The sequence below is a fragment of the Streptomyces sp. NPDC048417 genome, assembly GCF_040651615.1.
Lineage (GTDB): Bacteria > Actinomycetota > Actinomycetes > Streptomycetales > Streptomycetaceae > Streptomyces.
The window spans coordinates 49,987-68,344 of record NZ_JBEZKI010000028.1 but is presented as its reverse complement, the minus strand read 5'-3'; the positions used below and the strand labels follow the sequence as shown (position 1 = coordinate 68,344).

Below are 18,358 nucleotides of genomic sequence, written 5' to 3'. Positions count from 1 at the left end.
CCGCATGCGATGCTCTGGCCTGTGGAAACCAGGTCCGTGAGTCCCGTGTTCGTAGGCCGCAGCGACGAGTTGGGGACGCTGCACGACGCGCTGGCGCGTGCCGAGGCCGCCGAGCCTCAGGCGCTGCTGCTCGGCGGCGAGGCCGGGGTCGGCAAGACACGGCTGGTCGAGGAGTTCGCCGCGGCCGCCTGCCGCCGGGGTGCGGTCGTCGCGCTCGGCGGCTGCGTGGAGATCGGCGCCGACGGGCTGCCGTTCGCCCCCTTCTCCACCGCGCTGCGCGCGCTGCGGGCCGCGCTGCCCGACGAACTGGCCGCGGCCGCCGCCGGGCAGGAGGACGAGCTGGCCCGGTTGCTGCCGGAGTTCGGCGAGGCCTCCTCCAGTCGCCATGACGAGCAGGGTATGGCCCGGCTCTTCGAGCTCACCGCACGGCTGCTGGAACGGGTCGCCGCCGAGCGCACGGTGGTCGTCGCCCTGGAGGACCTGCACTGGGCCGACGCCTCCACCCGCCACCTCCTCTCCTATCTGCTGCGCACCCTGCGCACCGGCCGGCTCGTCGTCCTCGCCACCTACCGCTCCGACGACATCCACCGCCGCCACCCGATGCGCCCGCTCCTCGCCGAACTCGACCGGCTGCGCACCGTCCGCCGTGTCGAACTCGCCCGTTTCAACAGGGAGGAGGTCGGCCGCCAGATGGCCGGCATCCTCGCCGCCGAACCCGACCCCGCCCAGGTCGACAAGATCTTCGAGCGCTCCGACGGCAACGCCTTCTTCGTCGAGGAGCTCGCCGTCGCCTGGGCCGAGGGCTGCTGCACCGGGCTCACCGACTCACTGCGCGACCTGCTGCTGGTGCGGGTCGAGGCGCTGCCCGAGAGCGCCCAGCGGGTCGCCCGGATCGTCGCCGAGGGCGGCTCCACCGTCGAGTACCGGCTCCTCGCCGCCGTCGCCCAGCTCGCCGAGGACGACCTCATCGAGGCGCTGCGGGCCGCCGTCGGAGCCAACATCCTCACCGCCACGCCCGCCGGCGACGGCTACCGCTTCCGGCACTCCCTGGTCCGCGAGGCCGTCGCCGACGACCTGCTCCCCGGCGAACGCTCCCGCCTCAACCGGCGCTACGCCGAGGCCCTGGAGTCCGACCCGGGGCTGGTGCCGGCCGACGCGCGGGTGACCCGGCTGGCCAGCTACTGGTACCAGGCCCACGACCCCGCCAAGGCCCTGCCCGCCGTCCTCGGCGCCTCCGTCGTGGCCCGCCGCCGGTACGCCTACAGCGAGCAACTGCGGCTCCTGGAGCGGGCGATGGAGCTGTGGGACTCGGCCCCCGAGGAGATCCGCGCCGCCCTGCGCCCCGTCGACTACACCGACGTCTACCCTCCCTGCGGCTGCGATCCGGCCACCACACCGCTGCGCTATCTCGACCTGATGGCGGAGGCGGCGGTCGCGGGCCGCTTCTGCGGGGAGCGCGAACGCGCCCTGAAGATCACCAAGAGGGCGCTGCGGATGGTCGAGGACGAGGGGGATCCCCTGCGCGCGGCCTGGTTCTGGGTGCAGCGCTCCCGCCTGGTCCAGGACCTGGCCCGGGGCGACGGCTGGCAGGAGCTCGACACCGCTCAGGAGCTGGTGCGCGGCCTGCCGCCCTCGGAGGTGCACGCCGATGTCCTGGCCAACGTCGCCAACTGGTGCATGCTCCACGAACCCGGCCCCGAGGCCTTCGCCGCCGCCGAACGGGCCGTGGAGTACGCGCGGATGGTGGGCGCCCGGGAGATCGAGCTCAACGCCCGCATCACCGTGGGCTGCCTCATGGTCGACGCGGGCGATGTCGAGAACGGGATGGCGGAACTGCGCCAGGTCAAGGAGGCCGCCCTCCGGGAGGGCGCGGCCGGTGTCGCGGGCCGCGCCTATGTGAACCTGCCCTCCGAGCTGGACTCGGTCGGCCGCAGCGGGGAGGCGGTGCCCATCCTGCGCGAGGGCCTCGTCTTCGCCCGCAGGTACGGCCTGCTGGACTCCGAGGTGTGGATCTGGGGCAACCTCTCCGACTCGCTGTACGCGCTCGGTCAGTGGGACGAGGCCGCCGAAGCCGCTGCGGGCGCCCTCGGCTCCGCGGCCACCGCCAAGCCCCGGGGCGCCGGCGCCCTGCGTCTCGCGAAAATCGCCCTCGCCCGTGGGGACGCCGCCGAGGCCGCCCGCCAACTCGCCATCGCCCACGAGCACTACGGCACCCACGATCCGATGCCCCAGGCGTTGCTGCCCGTCGCCCGGATCGCGGTCGGCGTCGCCGCCGAGGAGGGCCGGTTCCTCGACGCCCGCGCCGAGCTGGACCGTGCCCTGGAGCGCGGCTTCCCGCCGGGCACCCAGCGCTACGGCTGGCCCCTGCTGCTGGCCGCCGCCGTTGCCGAGGCCGACGCCCGGGCCCTGCCCGCGGTCGCCGACGGCCGCGCCGAGTTCCTGGACCGGCTCACCGAGGCCGTCCGCAAACTCACCACCGGTGCGCCCCTCTGGCTGGCGTACGAGCGCTGGACCCGGGCCGAACTGCACCGGGCCCGGGGCACCGACACCGCCGCGATCTGGTCCGACGTGGTCACCGACTTCGAGCGCCTGGACCGCCCCTACGACCTCGCCCGGGTTCGCCGCCGCCTCGCCCAGGTCCTCCTCGAAGAGGCGTCCGGCGACGACGAGCGCGACCGCGCGACCGAACTGCTCCGGCTGGCCGGGGCGGTCGCCGGCCACCTGGGCGCCCGCCCGCTCGCCGAGGCCGTCGCCCTGCTCGCCCAGCGTGCCCGTCTCAGCCTCACCACCGGCAGCCCGCGCCGGTCCCTGGACCCCGCCGAGAGCCTCGGCCTCACCAGCCGGGAGCGGGACGTCCTGCGGCTGGTCTCGGCGGGCCGTACCAACCGCCAGATAGCCGAGGAGCTCTTCATCTCCCCGAAGACCGCCAGCGTCCACGTCTCCAACATCCTGGGCAAGCTCGGCGTCTCGGGGCGGGGAGAGGCCGCGGCGATGGCCCACCGTCTGGAGCTGTTCCCGCCCGACCGCACGGACCGGCCCGACCGCACGGACCGCACCGACCGCGGCGCCACCGCCGGTCAGCGCACCTGAAGCTCCAGGATCCGGTCGTCGCCCGGCTTCGGCTTCCCGCGCCCGTCGGTGTTGCTGGTCACCAGCCACACCTTGTCGCCGCCCGCCGCGACGACCGTGCGCAGCCGGCCGTACTCGCCCTTGAGGAAGGCCTGGGGTTCGGCGCCCGCGACGGTGCCCTTCAGCGGGATGCGCCACAGCCGCTGACCCTTGAGCCCGGCCATCCAGATCACGCCGTCGACGTAGGCGATGCCGCTGGGGGAGGCGTCGTCGGTGTGCCACTGGGCGATCGGGTTCACGTACTTGGCGTCGGAGGACCGGCCCTCCGCGTTCGGCCAGCCGTAGTCGCCGCCGGGCTTGATGGCGTTCAGCTCGTCCCAGGTGTCCTGGCCGAACTCCGAGGCGAACAGCCGCTGGTGGTCGTCCCAGGCCAGGCCCTGCACATTGCGGTGGCCGTAGGTGTAGACCGGCGAGCCGGGGAAGGGATTGCCGGGAGCCGGTTCGCCCTCCGGGGTAAGCCGCAGGATCTTGCCGCCGAGGGAGTCCTTGTCCTGGGCGAGGCCCCGCTGCCCGCTCTCGCCGGTGCCGGCGTAGAGCATGCCGTCCGGGCCGAAGGCGATCCGGCCGCCGTTGTGGATGAACCCCTTGGGGATGCCCTTGAAGATCGTGTCGGGGGCGCCCAGCTGCTCCCCGGCCGGCTTGCCCTCGTCCCAGAGCATGCGCACGACGCGGTTGTCGGAGGCCGAGGTGAAGTACGCGTAGATCATGTGGTCCGAGGCGAAGCCGGGGGAGAGGGCGATGCCCAGCAGACCCCCCTCACCGGCCGCGGACACCCCGGAGACGGTGCCCAGTTCGGTCTTCTTCCCGGTCTTCTCGTCGACCTTGCTGATCGTGCCGTCGTCGCGGTCGGAGACGAGCAGCCCGGAACCGTCCGGCAGCGGCGCGAGCCCCCACGGCGACTTCAGGCCCTCGGCGACCGTGCGCACCACCTTCACCGAGCCCTTCGCGGGCGCGGGCGACCGGCTCGCCCCTGCGGACGCGGAGGAACCGGCGGCCGACGTACCCCCGGCCCAGGACGGCGTGGGCAGATCCTCATCACCGCCGCCGGAGGAACACCCCGCCACCAGCAGGAGTCCGGCCGCGGCCAACACGGCCGGCACAGCACGACGTCGCACAATCATGGTCCCTTCGACACGGACACGGTCCACCGGCACCTTCGACCGTAGCCCGGCGGCCGGGCACCTGTCCGGCGGATCATGACGCGGGGCGTTTCCGGGAAGCGCCCCGAACAGGCGCCCCGTAAGGGGCGCGGGGCCGTGTTGCTGTGCGGCTCCGCCGCGCGGGCGCGACCAGCCACGAAGGCGCGGCAGCGCCCCGACCACCCGTCGCGGCACCTCCGACAGCGCCCTCAGTCCCACGAGCCCTGCGCGGCAGGCAGCAGCCCGAGCTCCCCCAGGTCCTGCGCGGTCAGCCGCACATCCACCGCATCCGCGTTCTCCGCCGCCCACCGCTCCCGCTTGGTCCCCGGCACCGGAACCACGTGCCGCCCCCGCGACAGCACCCACGCCAGCGCCACCTGAGCCGCGGTGACCTCCTCACCGTGCCGCCGGGCGACCCGCCGCAGCCCCGCGACGATCGGCTGGTTGGCCGCCATCATCTCCGCCGTGAAGCGAGGGTGCCGAGCCCGCACGTCGTCCGGTTCGAAGCCCTCGCCCGGCGTGAGCGTGCCGGTGAGGAAGCCGTTGCCCAGCGGCATCGCCGCCAGGAAACCCACACCCCGCGCCTCGCACCACGGCAGCAGCGCCTCCAGCGCCTCCGGCGACCACACCGACAGCTCCGCCTGCACCGCGCTCACCGGAAACACCTGCTGCACCCGCCGCAACTGGCGCAGGGTCGCGTCGTGCAGCCGCGCGCCGGACCTGCGCCCCCCGCGCGCCCCCAGGGCGCACAGCCCCAGCGCGCGCACCTTCCCCGCCTGCACCAGCTCTGCCATCGCGCCCCAGGTCTCCTCGACGGGAACCTCGGGATCGGCGCGGTGCAGTTGGTAGAGGTCGATGACGTCGGTCTGCAGCCGCCGCAGGGACGCGTCGCAGGCGCGCCTCACATAGCCGGGCCGGCCGTTCGCCACGATGTGCTGGTCGCCGACCAGCAGGCCCACCTTGGTCGACACGAAGGCCTCGGCACGCCGCTCCTTGAGCACCCGCCCCAGCAGCAGCTCATTGGTGAACGGGCCGTACATGTCCGCGGTGTCCAGCAGCGTCACGCCCAGGTCCAGCGCCCGGTGCACCGCCCTCACCGACTCGTCACCGCGCTGCCGCGACCCGCTGTAGGCCCAGCTCATCGGCATGCACCCGAGTCCGACGGCCCCCACCGCGAGCGCCCCCGCGCCGATCGTCCTGCGCTCCACCAGCTCGTGAACCTCCTTCTAGAGCCCCCAACCTAACCTCTGCGCGCGCACTCCCTGACATAGCCTCCTGGCATGACCCAAGACGCATGGCTCCCCATCCCGCTGAAGGAGTTCCAGGAGCTCCCCGACGGCCTCAACTATCTCTTCTGGGACGGGGACCAGGACTTTCCCGGTGATCCCGCCGACTGCGCCGTGTATGTCGTCCCCTACACGAAGCCGCAGAAGGTGCGAGCGCGGCCGCTGCCGGAGATGCGCAACCTGCGCCTCATCCAGACCCTCACCGCCGGTGTCGACGACATGATCGCGGCCCGCGCCCTCATCGTCCCCGGCGTGCCGCTGTGCAACGCGCGCGGGGTGCACGAGGCGAGCACCGCCGAACTCGCGCTCACCCTGACCCTGGCGTCCCTGCGCGGTGTCCCGGGGTTCGTGCGGGCCCAGCAGCAGGAGCACTGGGAGGGCGGCTTCCACCCCGCCCTCGCCGACAAGAGCGTCCTCATCGTCGGTTACGGCGCCATCGGTTCGGCCGTCGAGGACCGGCTCGTGCCGTTCGAGGTTGCGCGGGTGGCGCGCGTCGCGCGCTCCGGGCGCGCCTCGGCGCGCGGTCCTGTGCATCCGCTCACCGAACTGCCGCAACTGCTTCCGGAAGCCGATGTCGTCATCCTCGCCCTGCCGCTCACGGACACCACGCGTGGCCTGGTCAACGCGGAGTTCCTCGCGCGGATGAAGGACGGCGCACTGCTCGTGAACATCGCGCGCGGGCCCGTCGTGGACACCAAGGCGCTCCTCACCGAGCTGGAGAGCGGCCGCCTCACCGCCGCCCTGGACGTCACCGATCCCGAGCCGCTGCCCGCCGGACATCCCTTGTGGCAGGCGCCCGGCGTGCTGATCAGCCCTCATGTCGGCGGTCCCACCTCGGCCTTCCTGCCGCGCGCCAAGCGGCTCGTCACCGACCAGTTGACCCGCTTCGTGAACCGGGAGCCGTTGCGAAACGTGATCCTTACGACGGGATCCACCGACAACTGACAATCGCAGCAACACGCGTGTAATCCGCTTCCGGTACGGTCCGCGACCTTCCGGGCGCGGTGCGTACGCGTATAGCCGCTGGCCGTCACGGAGCGTAGAGAAGCTATGTCCCTGAGTGACGAGACTGGTGTATCGTCCCGACAGGGGCTGCGCCGCGCACCGTTCGGCGCCGGGGATGGACATTTCAGATTTGTGAGGGGGGCGACGGGCGATGCACGGCCTATGGGCGAACGATCCGACGCGGCGGAGCCGCCGGCGGCGACCCTGGCGCACAGCTGCGCGCAGACGCGGCCACCACACCAGCCATCACCACCACCGCAGGCACAGCGGACGCAGGAGGCACGCTCACCCGGCGCACCGGGACCCGAGGGACTCGGGAGCGGCGCAGACCGGGAGCATCCGGTGACAGCGCCGACGCCTGTGACGACCACCCTCCCCGGAGCGCTGCGGGCACAGCCTCCGGCGGGGATGCCGCACTCCCGGCCGCCGGCCACCGGCGGCGGGACCGGCATGGTCCGCCAACTCGTCCTGGCCCTGCTCTGCGCGGGATACGCCGTCGGTTCCGCGTTCGACTGGGGCTCGAACCAAATCGCCCTGTTCATGGGTGACTTCGGTCTGACCGCGGCCGCTGGCACCGCCGCCGTGTCCTGCTTCTGCTACGCCCGCTCCCCGCGGGTCCGCTTTCGTCCCGCGTGGCTGCTGTTCGCCCTCTCCTCGGCGATGGCGGCCCTGGGCAACGCGGTCTGGGGGTGGTACGAGGTCGTGCTCCAGCGGCCCGTGCCCAGCCCCAGCTACGCCGACCTGTTCTTCCTGTGCTTCGCGCCGCCCGCCATCGTCGGTCTGCTGGTGCTGGCCAAGCGGCCGATGAGCAGGGCCGGTTGGACCTGCCTGGCGCTGGACGCCTGGCTGATCGGCGGCTCGCTGCTCACCCTGTCGTGGAGCCTCGCGCTCGCCCAAGCCGCCCGGCTCGACGGGCCCAGCGTCGCGCACACCGCGCTCTCGCTGGCGTATCCGCTGCTGGACATCGCCCTGGTCAGCATGGTGCTCGCGCTGCACTTCCGGCGCTCGCCGGGCAACCGCACCGCGGTGAACACCGCGATCGGCGCGCTGGCCCTGACCGTGATGTGCGACGCCCTGTTCACCTCCCCACTGCTGCACAGCAGCTACCGCTCCGGCCAGCTGCTGGACGCGGGCTGGTTCGCCGGCTCGCTGCTGCTGGCGTACGCCCCCTGGGCCGCTCCCCGACCGACCGGGGAGCCCGAGGGACACACGCGCGTGGTCCACGAGCACGTGCCCGGCGGACGGGCCACGGCACCCAAGCAGGCGTCCGCCCCGGGCGGCGAGATCAGCCGGTACCCGGTGGGCCGCCCCCTGACCGGCTCGCTGGCCGCGCTCACCCCGTACCTGGCCGCCGCCGTGTGCACGCTGGGCATCCTCTACAACGTGCTCAACGGTCGCAGCCCGGACCACGTCGTCCTGATCACCGCCGGCTGTGTGGTCCTCGCGCTCGTGGTGCGCCAGGGCATCATGCTGCTCGACAACATCACCCTCACCCAGGAACTGGCGCAGAAGGAGAACCACTTCCGCTCCCTGGTGCAGGGCTCCAGCGACGTCATCATGATCGCCGCGCCCAACGGCATCCTCCGGTACGTCTCCCCGGCCGCCGCCGGGGTCTACGGTCGGCCCGCCGAGGAGCTGGTCGGCTCCGAGCTGGGCAACCTCATCCACCCGGAGGACCTGGGCTGCGTGGTGCACGAGGTGCGCCGCTTCCTCGCCACCAGCCCCCTGGAGGAAGCCACCACCCGTATCGAGTGCCGTTTCCGGTCCGGCGACGGCGGCTGGCTCAATGTCGAGTCCACCGTCAACCGGCACCACGGCGGCCTCATCTTCAACAGCCGGGACGTGACCGAAAGAGTGCGGCTGCAGGCGCAGCTCCAGCACAACGCCGAGCACGATCCGCTGACCGACCTGCCCAACCGCGCCCTGTTCACCCGGCGCGTGCAGCAGGCCCTGTCCGGCCGCCGTTCCTCGGACCGGGGTCCCGCCCTGCGGAACACGGCCGTGCTCTTCATCGACCTGGACGGGTTCAAGGCCGTCAACGACACGATCGGGCACCAGGCCGGCGACGAACTGCTCGTCCAGGCCGCGCGCAGACTCCAGGACGCGGTTCGCCACGGCGACACCGCCTCCCGGCTGGGCGGCGACGAGTTCGCGGCGCTGATCGTCGGTGACGGCACCCGTGAACGCAGTGCCCGGGAGCGGCACATCCTGGAGCTCGCCGACCGCCTCAGGGTGACCCTCTCGCAGCCGTACGCCATTGACGGCAACGATGTCCGTGTCAACGCGTCCATCGGCGTCGCCTTCGCCGAACCGGGTCTTGGCGCCGGGGAGTTGCTGCGCAACGCCGACCTCGCGATGTACCGCGCCAAGTCGGCAGGAAAGGGCCGCGTCGAGCTGTACAAGCCGCAGATGCAGCAGGACGTCGTACGCAAGGCGGAACTGGCCACCCGGCTGCGGGCCGCGCTGCACGACGGCGAGTTCGCGCTGCTGCACCAGCCCGTGGTGTGCCTGGAGAGCGGCCGGATCGACTCGGTCTCCGCACAGGCGCGCTGGCGCTCCTCGCAGGGGGTGCTGTTCACACCGGCCGAGTTCCTGCGGGTCGCCGAGGACAGCGACAAGACCTCCGAACTGGACCGCTGGATCCTCCAGGAGGCGGTCGAACAGGCCGCCGAGCGGGCCGCGGGCGGGCTCGTGGTGCCGGTCGCCGTCCGGACGTGCGCCCGGCGGCTGCTCGACCGGTCCTCGCCGCTCGGCTCCGTGGAGGCTCTGCTCACCCGGCACGGGCTGCCGTCGGGGGCGCTGATCCTGGAGCTGTCCGACACCGATCCCAGGGTTCCGCTGGACGAGCTGGAGCGGCGTCTGACCGCGCTCAGCCGGCACGGTGTCCGGATCGCGCTGGACGGCTTCGGCAGCGGCTACGCGGCGATCACGGCCCTGCGGAAGCTTCCCGTCGACATGCTCAAGCTCGACCGCAGTCTGGTCGAGGGGGTCGTCGAGTCGCCCCGGCTGCACAAGATCACCAGCGGGCTGCTGCGGATCGCCGGCGATCTCGGGCTCCAGTCGGTGGCCGAGGGCGTGGACCTGCCCGAGCAGGTCACGGCGCTGCGCGCGATGGGATGCACGCACGGGATGGGCATGGCCTTCTCCGGCCCGGTGGACGAGTACCGGCTGCGCCGGGCCCTCGGTTCCGGCCACTATCCGGTGCCGCACGCACCGGCCGAGCCGGCGTTCGCGGGCGGAGGCGGCGGGGTGTACACCAGTGGTGTGCCCGCGGTGCTCGGAGGCGGCAGTGCCCTTCGCTCACATAATGAGACTCCCGTCCCACCCACTTGACACGTGGTGCGCGTCAGAGGGAGGGTCAGTTCCATGCGCACCCGAATTCTCGTACTTGGACAGCGCGTCGGCTGAGCTGGGAACCACCGGAGAAGTATCCGGAACCCCCAGCGACCACACCGACGCGCTCCCCTCGCTTGCCTTCCGGCACGAGGGGTTTTTTGTTGCACCAGCACCAGACGTACGGCGGCAGAAATCCGTACGAACCTCGCAAAAACCCTCAGCATCGAGAAGAGAATGCCGATGACCGAGCAGGCCCCGGGGGCCCACCATCCGCAGCCGCGGCCCCGTTCCGGAGGACAGCAGTCCGCGCCCGTCGAGCACGTCACGGGTGCGAAGTCCCTCATCCGCTCCCTCGAGGAGGTCGGCGCTGACACGGTATTCGGTATCCCCGGCGGCGCGATCCTGCCGGCCTACGACCCGCTGATGGACTCCACCCGGGTGCGCCACGTCCTGTGCCGGCACGAGCAGGGCGCCGGTCACGCGGCCACCGGCTACGCGCAGGCCACCGGGAAGGTCGGCGTCTGTATGGCCACCTCGGGTCCGGGCGCCACCAACCTGGTGACGCCGATCGCGGACGCGCACATGGACTCGGTGCCGCTCGTGGCGATCACCGGGCAGGTCGCGTCCTCCTCGATCGGCACGGACGCCTTCCAGGAGGCGGACATCGTCGGCATCACCATGCCGATCACCAAGCACAACTTCCTGGTCACCAAGGCCGAGGACATCCCCCGGGTCATCGCCCAGGCGTTCCACATCGCCTCCACCGGCCGTCCCGGCCCGGTGCTGGTCGACATCGCCAAGGACGCCCTCCAGGCGAAGACCACCTTCTCCTGGCCGCCGGTCATGGACCTGCCCGGCTACCGCCCGGTGACCAAGCCGCACGCCAAGCAGATCCGCGAGGGCGCCAGGCTGATCACCGCCGCGAAGCGGCCCGTCCTCTATGTCGGCGGCGGTGTCATCAAGGCCGGTGCCACCGCCGAGCTGAAGGTCCTCGCCGAACTCACCGGAGCGCCCGTCACCACCACCCTGATGGCGCTCGGCGCATTCCCCGACAGCCACCCGCTGCACGTGGGAATGCCGGGCATGCACGGTGCGGTCACCGCCGTCACCGCGCTGCAGAAGGCCGACCTGATCGTCGCCCTCGGCACCCGCTTCGACGACCGCGTCACCGGCAAGCTGGACAGCTTCGCCCCGCACGCCAAGATCGTCCACGCCGACATCGACCCCGCGGAGATCGGCAAGAACCGCGCCGCCGACGTGCCGATCGTCGGGGACGCCCGCGAGGTCATCGCCGACCTGATCCAGGCGGTGCAGAAGGAGCACAGCGAGGGCCATCAGGGCGACTACACCGCCTGGTGGAAGGACCTCAACCGCTGGCGCGAGACGTACCCGCTGGGCTACGACCTGCCCGACAACGGCTCGCTCTCCCCGCAGCAGGTCATCGAGCGCGTCGGGCAGCTCGCCCCCGAGGGCACGATCTTCGCGGCGGGCGTCGGTCAGCACCAGATGTGGGCCGCGCACTACGTGCAGTACGAGAAGCCCGCCACCTGGCTGAACTCCGGCGGCGCCGGAACCATGGGCTACGCGGTCCCGGCCGCGATGGGCGCCAAGGCCGGCCAGCCCGGCAGGACCGTCTGGGCGATCGACGGCGACGGCTGCTTCCAGATGACCAATCAGGAGCTCACCACCTGCGCCCTGAACAACATCCCGATCAAGGTCGCCATCATCAACAACGGCGCCCTCGGGATGGTCCGCCAGTGGCAGACCCTCTTCTACAACCAGCGGTACTCCAACACGGTCCTGCACTCCGGGCCCGACGACGTCAACCCGGACGCCCGCGGCACCCGGGTCCCCGACTTCGTCAAGCTGTCGGAGGCCATGGGCTGCTACTCCATCCGCTGCGAGTCCCCGGACGACCTCGACAAGGTCATCGAAGAGGCGAACTCCATCAACGACCGCCCGGTCGTCGTCGACTTCATCGTCCACGAGGACGCGATGGTGTGGCCGATGGTCGCCGCCGGCACCTCCAACGACGAGATCATGGCCGCCCGGGACGTCCGCCCCGACTTCGGCGACAACGAAGACGACTGAGCGAGAGAGACGTAAAAGACCATGTCCAAGCACACGCTCTCCGTTCTGGTGGAGAACAAGCCGGGCATCCTGGCCCGGATCGCCGCGCTGTTCTCCCGGCGGGGCTTCAACATCGACTCGCTGGCCGTCGGGGTCACCGAGCACCCCGACATCTCCCGCATCACGATCGTGGTGAGTGTCGAAGCCCTGCCGCTGGAGCAGGTCACCAAGCAGCTCAACAAGCTCGTCGAGGTGCTCAAGATCGTCGAACTGGAGCCGGGTTCGGCCGTTCAGCGGGAACTCGTTCTGGTGAAGGTGCGCGCCGACAACGAGACGCGCTCCCAGATCGTCGAGATCGTCCAGCTGTTCCGCGCCAAGACCGTCGACGTCTCCCCGGAGGCCGTCACCGTCGAGGCCACCGGCAGCAGCGAGAAGCTGACCGCCATGCTCAAGATGCTCGAGCCGTTCGGCATCAAGGAGCTGGTGCAGTCCGGCACGATCGCGATCGGCCGCGGCGCGCGTTCGATCACCGACCGGTCGCTGCGCGCACTCGACCGATCTGCGTAAGGCTGGAAACGGGCGGCCGACGGCCGTCGGCCGCCCGTATGCCGAGACCGCGAAACTTCCCTTCCGCCCGCCGTCATACGGTGGGACGCAACATCTGCACACCAAGGAGAGAACCCAAAGTGGCCGAGCTGTTCTACGACGCTGACGCCGACCTGTCCATCATCCAGGGCCGCAAGGTCGCGGTCATCGGCTACGGCAGCCAGGGCCACGCCCACGCCCTGTCGCTGCGTGACTCCGGTGTCGACGTGCGTGTCGGTCTGCACGAGGGCTCCAAGTCCAAGGCCAAGGCCGAGGAGCAGGGCCTGCGCGTGGTGACCCCGGCCGAGGCCGCCGCCGAGGCCGACGTCATCATGATCCTCGTCCCGGACCCGATCCAGGCCCAGGTCTACGAGGAGTCCATCGCCCCGAACCTGAACGACGGCGACGCCCTGTTCTTCGGCCACGGCCTGAACATCCGCTTCGGCTTCATCAAGCCCCCGGCCGGCGTCGACGTCTGCATGGTCGCCCCGAAGGGCCCGGGCCACCTGGTGCGCCGTCAGTACGAGGAGGGTCGCGGCGTCCCCTGCATCGTGGCCGTCGAGCAGGACGCCACCGGCAACGGCTTCGCGCTGGCCCTGTCCTACGCCAAGGGCATCGGCGGCACCCGCGCCGGCGTCATCAAGACGACCTTCACCGAGGAGACCGAGACCGACCTGTTCGGCGAGCAGGCCGTCCTGTGCGGTGGTACGGCCGCCCTGGTCAAGGCCGGTTTCGAGACCCTGGTCGAGGCGGGCTACCAGCCGGAGATCGCCTACTTCGAGTGCCTGCACGAGCTGAAGCTGATCGTGGACCTGATGTACGAGGGCGGCCTGGAGAAGATGCGCTGGTCGGTCTCCGAGACCGCCGAGTGGGGCGACTACGTCACCGGTCCGCGGATCATCACCGACGCCACCAAGGCCGAGATGAAGCAGATCCTCGTCGAGATCCAGGACGGCACCTTCGCCAACAACTGGATGGACGAGTACCACGGCGGTCTGAAGAAGTACAACGAGTACAAGAAGCAGGACTCCGAGCACCTGCTGGAGACCACCGGCAAGCAGCTGCGCAAGCTGATGTCGTGGGTGAACGAAGAGGCGTGAGCCCCAGGTGACGGGGCCGGAGCGGCACGCTCCGGCCCTGTTGTCCACCCCGTCGAATCTCGGACGGGTGATCCTTCCGCAGAGGCGCAGGACGACCACCACCACGCCACTACACTGCCGTACTACATACGCGTCAGGCCCACAGCGTCGTGCGTCTCCACGCGGCAAGCCCCTCCACCGCCAGCGGCCGTCGGGACGGCCGTCCGCATTGGACATGTGAGGACTCACGTGAGCTCGAAACCTGTCGTACTCATCGCTGAAGAGCTGTCGCCCGCCACCGTCGACGCGCTGGGCCCGGACTTCGAGATCCGGCACACCAACGGAGCAGACCGAGCCGAGCTGCTCCCGGCCATCGCCGACGTGGACGCGATCCTGATCCGCTCCGCCACCAAGGTCGACGCCGAGGCGATCGCCGCGGCGAAGAAGCTGAAGGTCGTCGCACGAGCCGGCGTCGGCCTGGACAACGTCGACGTCTCCGCCGCCACCAAGGCCGGCGTGATGGTCGTCAACGCACCGACCTCCAACATCGTGACCGCCGCCGAACTCGCCTGCGGTCTGCTGCTCGCCACCGCCCGCAACATCCCGCAGGCCAACTCGGCGCTGAAGAACGGCGAGTGGAAGCGCAGCAAGTACACCGGCGTCGAGCTCGCGGAGAAGACCCTCGGTGTCGTCGGCCTCGGCCGCATCGGCGCCCTGGTCGCCCAGCGGATGTCCGCCTTCGGCATGAAGGTCGTGGCCTACGACCCCTACGTCCAGCCTGCCCGGGCCGCGCAGATGGGCGTCAAGGTGCTGTCGCTGGACGAGCTGCTCGAGGTCTCCGACTTCATCACCGTGCACCTGCCGAAGACCCCCGAGACGGTCGGTCTGATCGGCGACGAGGCGCTGCGCAAGGTCAAGCCGGCGGTGCGGATCGTCAACGCGGCGCGCGGTGGCATCGTCGACGAGGCGGCGCTGTACGCGGCGCTCAAGGAGGGCCGGGTCGCCGGCGCCGGCCTCGACGTGTACACGAAGGAGCCGTGCACCGACTCCCCGCTCTTCGAGCTGGACCAGGTCGTCTGCACCCCGCACCTCGGCGCCTCCACCGACGAGGCCCAGGAGAAGGCGGGCATCGCGGTCGCCAGGTCGGTCCGCCTGGCCCTCGCCGGCGAGCTGGTCCCGGACGCGGTGAACGTCCAGGGCGGGGTCATCGCCGAGGACGTCAAGCCTGGTCTGCCGCTGGCCGAGCGCCTCGGCCGTATCTTCACCGCGCTCGCCGGTGAGGTCGCGGTCCGCCTCGACGTCGAGGTCTACGGCGAGATCACCCAGCACGACGTGAAGGTGCTGGAGCTCTCCGCGCTCAAGGGTGTCTTCGAGGACGTCGTCGCCGAGACCGTCTCCTACGTCAACGCCCCGCTGTTCGCGCAGGAGCGCGGTGTCGAGGTCCGCCTCACCACCAGCTCGGAGTCGGCCGACCACCGTAACGTCGTCACCGTGCGCGGCACCCTCGGCAGCGGCGAGGAGGTCTCGGTCTCCGGCACGCTGGCCGGCCCGAAGAACCTCCAGAAGATCGTCGCGGTCGGCGACTTCGACGTCGACCTCGCGATCGCCGACCACCTGCTGGTGCTGCGCTACGAGGACCGGCCGGGCGTCGTCGGCACCGTCGGCCGCATCCTCGGCGAGGCCGGCATCAACATCGCCGGCATGCAGGTCGCCCGGTCGATCGCGGGCGGCGAGGCGCTGGCCGTGCTGACCGTCGACGACACGGTTGCCTCCGGCGTGCTGGCCGAGGTCGAGGCGGAGATCGGCGCGACGTCGGCTCGTTCGGTGAACCTGGTCTGAGGCGCCGTCCGGGGGCTGCCGCCCCCAGGCCCCCGCTTTCGGCCTGAACGGCCTCGTCCTCAAACGCCGGACGGGCTGGGAAACCAGCCCGTCCGGCGTTTTGCGTGGTCACTTCCTCCGCAGCGTCACCCCCGCCCCCACCGCCGCCATGACCAGCAGCACCGCCCCCGCGATCGCCGCCCCCTGCATCCCGCTGGTGAACGCCTCCCGTGCGGCCCGCAGCAGGGTCTCTCCCGCGGGCCCCGGCAGTCGGCCCGCCGTGGCCAGCGCGCCGCCCAGCGTCTCGCGGGCCTCCGCCGGGGCCGTGGCCGGCATCTGGTGACGGTAGACGGCCGTGCCGATCGACCCCAGGACCGCCATGCCGAGCGCCCCGCCGAACTCCGTGCTGGTCTCCAGCAGCGAGGAGGCCGTGCCCGCCCGTTCCACCGGCGCGCCGGTCATCGCGAGGTCGGTCAGCTGGGACATGATCGCGACCATCCCGCAGGCCAGCACTCCGGCCCCGGTCAGCACCAGCCACAGCGAGTCGGTGCCGACGAGGGCGAGCAGGACGAACCCGCCCGCCATGGCCGTGAAGCCGCCGGCGACCACATAGCCCCGGTCGACGCCCCGCTGGACCAGCTGTGCCGTGAGCGGACCGGCGGCCCCGATGAAGACCGAGGGCAGCAGGCTCCACAGCGCGGCCTCCAGGGGGCTCTTGCCGAGCACCGCCTGCAGATACTGCGTGGTGAAGATCGCCGAACCCATCATGGCGAGCGAGGCGACGAGGTTCAGGACCAGCGCCGGGGTGAAGCCATGCCCCTTCAGCAGGGCCGGCGGGATCAGCGGGGAGGTGCCGGTGCGCTGGCGGTGGACGAAGAGGGCCACGAAGAGCAGGCCGACGGTGATCGAGACGACGTACAGCGGGTGCCAGCCCTCGGAGGGGATCTCCTTCACGCCGTAGATCACCGGGAGCACGGCGGCCATCGACAGCGGGACGCTCGGCCAGTCGAAGCGGCCGGGGGAGGGGTTCCTGGACTCGGGGAGCAGGATCGGGCCGAGCACCAGCAGCATCACCATCGCGGGCAGGTTGACCAGGAAGACCGAGCCCCACCAGAAGTGCTCCACGAGGATCCCGCTCATCACCGAGCCGAGTGCGATGCCGCCGGTCATCACGCCGGACCACAGGCCGATCGCCTTCGCGCGCTGGCCGGGGTCGGTGAACATCGTGCGCAGCAGGGCCATCGTGGACGGCATCAGGGTCGCACCGCCGATGCCGAGGACCGCGCGGGCCGCGATCAGGGTTCCGGCGCTGTCGGCGTACGCGGCGAGCAGCGAGGCACCGCCGAAGGCCGCGGCGCCGAGCAGCAGCAGACGGCGGCGGCCGATGCGGTCGCCCAGTGCGCCCATCGTCATCAGCAGGCCGGCCAGGACGAAGCCGTAGATGTCCAGGATCCACAGCTGCTGGGTGCCGCTCGGCCGGAGGTCCGCGCCGATCGCCGGGAGGGCGAAGTAGAGGACCGAGACGTCCATCGAGACAAGGAGCAGCGGAAGCATCAGCACGCCGAGCGCGGTCCATTCACGGCGCCCGGCAAGGGAGTTGGTCTCAGGTGTGCTCGAGGTCGTGCTCGTCGGGTTCGTCATGCCAAGGAATGTACGGACGTCTTAAACGCTTGTCTAGAACGCTTGTATAAGTCACGCGTCTAGGACGGTTGTATGGATCCCGGGGTAGGCTGATCCGCATGGGACACCGTGAGGATCTGCTGGAAGGCGCCAAGCGCTGCCTGCTGGAGAAGGGGTTCGCGCGGACGACGGCGCGCGACATCGTCAAGGAGTCGGGGACCAACCTCGCCTCGATCGGCTACCACTACGGCTCCAAGGACGCGCTGCTCGCGCGGGCCTACCTCGCGCTGGTGGAGGAGATGTCGTTCGAAGGCGGCGACGGCGGGCTCACCGGCGCGCCCGGCTCCCTCGAGCGGTTCCGCGAGGTGTGGTCGAACATCGTCGACAGCATGCGCGGGCCCGGCTCGATGTGGCGGCTCAGCGTGGAGATCGTGACGATGGGCGATCAGCTGCCGGAAGTGCGCGACCAGCTGGCGAGTGCCCAGCGCGAGGGCGGCCGGGGGCTGACCTCGCTGCTGATGGGCGTACCGGAGGAGGAGGTCTCCGACGAGACCGCCGACACCCTCGGCCGCTTCTACATGACCCTGATGTCCGGCCTCATCTCGCAGTGGACCTTCGACCCGAAGACCGCCCCCGACGGCGACGCGCTCACCGAGGGCCTGCGCCAGATCGTCGAGGCCGCGACTCGGAGCTGACCGGGCGTCAGCCGAGGCCGTACGTGACCACCGCGCGGGCCGGGAAGCGGAGGTGGTCGCCGAACAGCGGCGAGCGCTCGACGGTCACGCTGACGCCGTCGACGGGGTCGTAGTACCAGACGGGGGTCCGCAGGCCGGAACCGCACAGGCCGTCCGGAAGCCGGTACGGCTCGTCGGCGACGCCGACGCTGCCGCGGCTCTTGTCGAACAGGTCCTCGCCCTCCGGCGTAATGCCCGCGCTGTGCAGGTAGTCCGACAGGAGCCCGCTCCGGAAGGACACCACGGCGCTGCCGTTCCGGGTGAAGTAGTGGACGTCAGAGGCATCGGAAGGGAGCGGCGTGCCCCGGACGCCGATCGGGTCCGGCAGCCGCTGGTCGCTGCCCGCACAGGCCCGGTCGTCGCCGAACGGAGGGAACAGCTCGCCCCGCAGCATCCAGACGGCCCCGCCGGCCGCCACCGCGAGGACGAGCAGTACGGCTGCGAGGCAACCCGGCCGACGGCGTGACCTGGGACGTCCGCTCATCTCGGCCATGCCCTCCACCCATGCCCTCCATGTCCGCCGCGCTGCCTGATCGGGCACCCCGTGCTGCCCTGCG

At 71.3% G+C, this 18,358-nt stretch carries 12 protein-coding genes; 8 read left to right on the top strand and 4 right to left on the bottom strand.

Annotation, left to right across the window (positions count from 1 at the left end):
* Positions 1–9 precede the first annotated feature (9 nt).
* Positions 10–3,090 (top strand): AAA family ATPase, encoded by a 3,081-nt coding sequence (locus tag AB0D59_RS36800; RefSeq protein ID WP_362574980.1) that lies wholly within the window; start codon positions 10–12, stop codon positions 3,088–3,090.
* Here AB0D59_RS36800 and AB0D59_RS36795 read toward each other — a convergent pair.
* Together AB0D59_RS36795 and AB0D59_RS36790 are read right to left on the bottom strand one after the other, a co-directional pair.
* Complete coding sequence (locus AB0D59_RS36795; RefSeq protein ID WP_362574978.1) at positions 3,078–4,250, bottom strand: PQQ-dependent sugar dehydrogenase; 1,173 nt, start codon at positions 4,248–4,250, stop codon at positions 3,078–3,080. The genes AB0D59_RS36800 and AB0D59_RS36795 overlap by 13 nt on opposite strands.
* A 227-nt stretch (positions 4,251–4,477) precedes the next feature.
* Positions 4,478–5,476 carry an aldo/keto reductase gene (locus AB0D59_RS36790; RefSeq protein ID WP_362574976.1) on the bottom strand — a complete coding sequence of 333 codons (999 nt, stop codon included), beginning with the start codon at positions 5,474–5,476 and terminating at the stop codon, positions 4,478–4,480.
* A 72-nt stretch (positions 5,477–5,548) separates the two neighbouring features.
* On the opposite strand from AB0D59_RS36790, the gene AB0D59_RS36785 reads away from it, so the two are divergent.
* The 6 genes from AB0D59_RS36785 (at position 5,549) to serA (ending at position 15,468) form a co-directional block, all read left to right on the top strand.
* A complete protein-coding gene (locus tag AB0D59_RS36785; RefSeq protein WP_362574974.1) occupies positions 5,549–6,499 on the top strand; it encodes a 2-hydroxyacid dehydrogenase in 951 nt (316 codons plus the stop codon).
* A 402-nt stretch (positions 6,500–6,901) separates the two neighbouring features.
* Complete coding sequence (locus tag AB0D59_RS36780; protein ID WP_362574972.1) at positions 6,902–9,892, top strand: EAL domain-containing protein; 2,991 nt, start codon at positions 6,902–6,904, stop codon at positions 9,890–9,892.
* A 243-nt stretch (positions 9,893–10,135) separates the two neighbouring features.
* Positions 10,136–11,986 (top strand): acetolactate synthase large subunit, encoded by a 1,851-nt coding sequence (locus tag AB0D59_RS36775; protein ID WP_362574970.1) that lies wholly within the window; start codon positions 10,136–10,138, stop codon positions 11,984–11,986.
* A gap of 21 nt (positions 11,987–12,007) precedes the next feature.
* Positions 12,008–12,532, top strand: a complete 525-nt coding sequence (ilvN, locus tag AB0D59_RS36770) for an acetolactate synthase small subunit (protein ID WP_123973946.1) — start codon at positions 12,008–12,010, stop codon at positions 12,530–12,532.
* Positions 12,533–12,651: 119 nt separating this feature from the next.
* Complete coding sequence (ilvC, locus tag AB0D59_RS36765; RefSeq protein WP_362574967.1) at positions 12,652–13,650, top strand: ketol-acid reductoisomerase; 999 nt, start codon at positions 12,652–12,654, stop codon at positions 13,648–13,650.
* A 228-nt stretch (positions 13,651–13,878) separates the two neighbouring features.
* A complete protein-coding gene (serA, locus tag AB0D59_RS36760; RefSeq protein ID WP_362574965.1) occupies positions 13,879–15,468 on the top strand; it encodes a phosphoglycerate dehydrogenase in 1,590 nt (529 codons plus the stop codon).
* Between the two features lie 108 nt (positions 15,469–15,576).
* On the opposite strand, the gene AB0D59_RS36755 is transcribed toward serA, so the two are convergent.
* Positions 15,577–17,088, bottom strand: a complete 1,512-nt coding sequence (locus AB0D59_RS36755; protein WP_362574963.1) for an MFS transporter — start codon at positions 17,086–17,088, stop codon at positions 15,577–15,579.
* A gap of 98 nt (positions 17,089–17,186) precedes the next feature.
* Here AB0D59_RS36755 and AB0D59_RS36750 point away from each other — a divergent pair, with 98 nt between their 5' ends.
* Positions 17,187–17,762: a TetR/AcrR family transcriptional regulator gene (locus AB0D59_RS36750; protein WP_362574961.1), complete on the top strand. Its 576-nt coding sequence runs from the start codon at positions 17,187–17,189 to the stop codon at positions 17,760–17,762.
* A 7-nt stretch (positions 17,763–17,769) separates the two neighbouring features.
* On the opposite strand, the gene AB0D59_RS36745 is transcribed toward AB0D59_RS36750, so the two are convergent.
* Complete coding sequence (locus tag AB0D59_RS36745) at positions 17,770–18,285, bottom strand: hypothetical protein (RefSeq protein WP_362574959.1); 516 nt, start codon at positions 18,283–18,285, stop codon at positions 17,770–17,772.
* Positions 18,286–18,358: the final 73 nt, after the last annotated feature.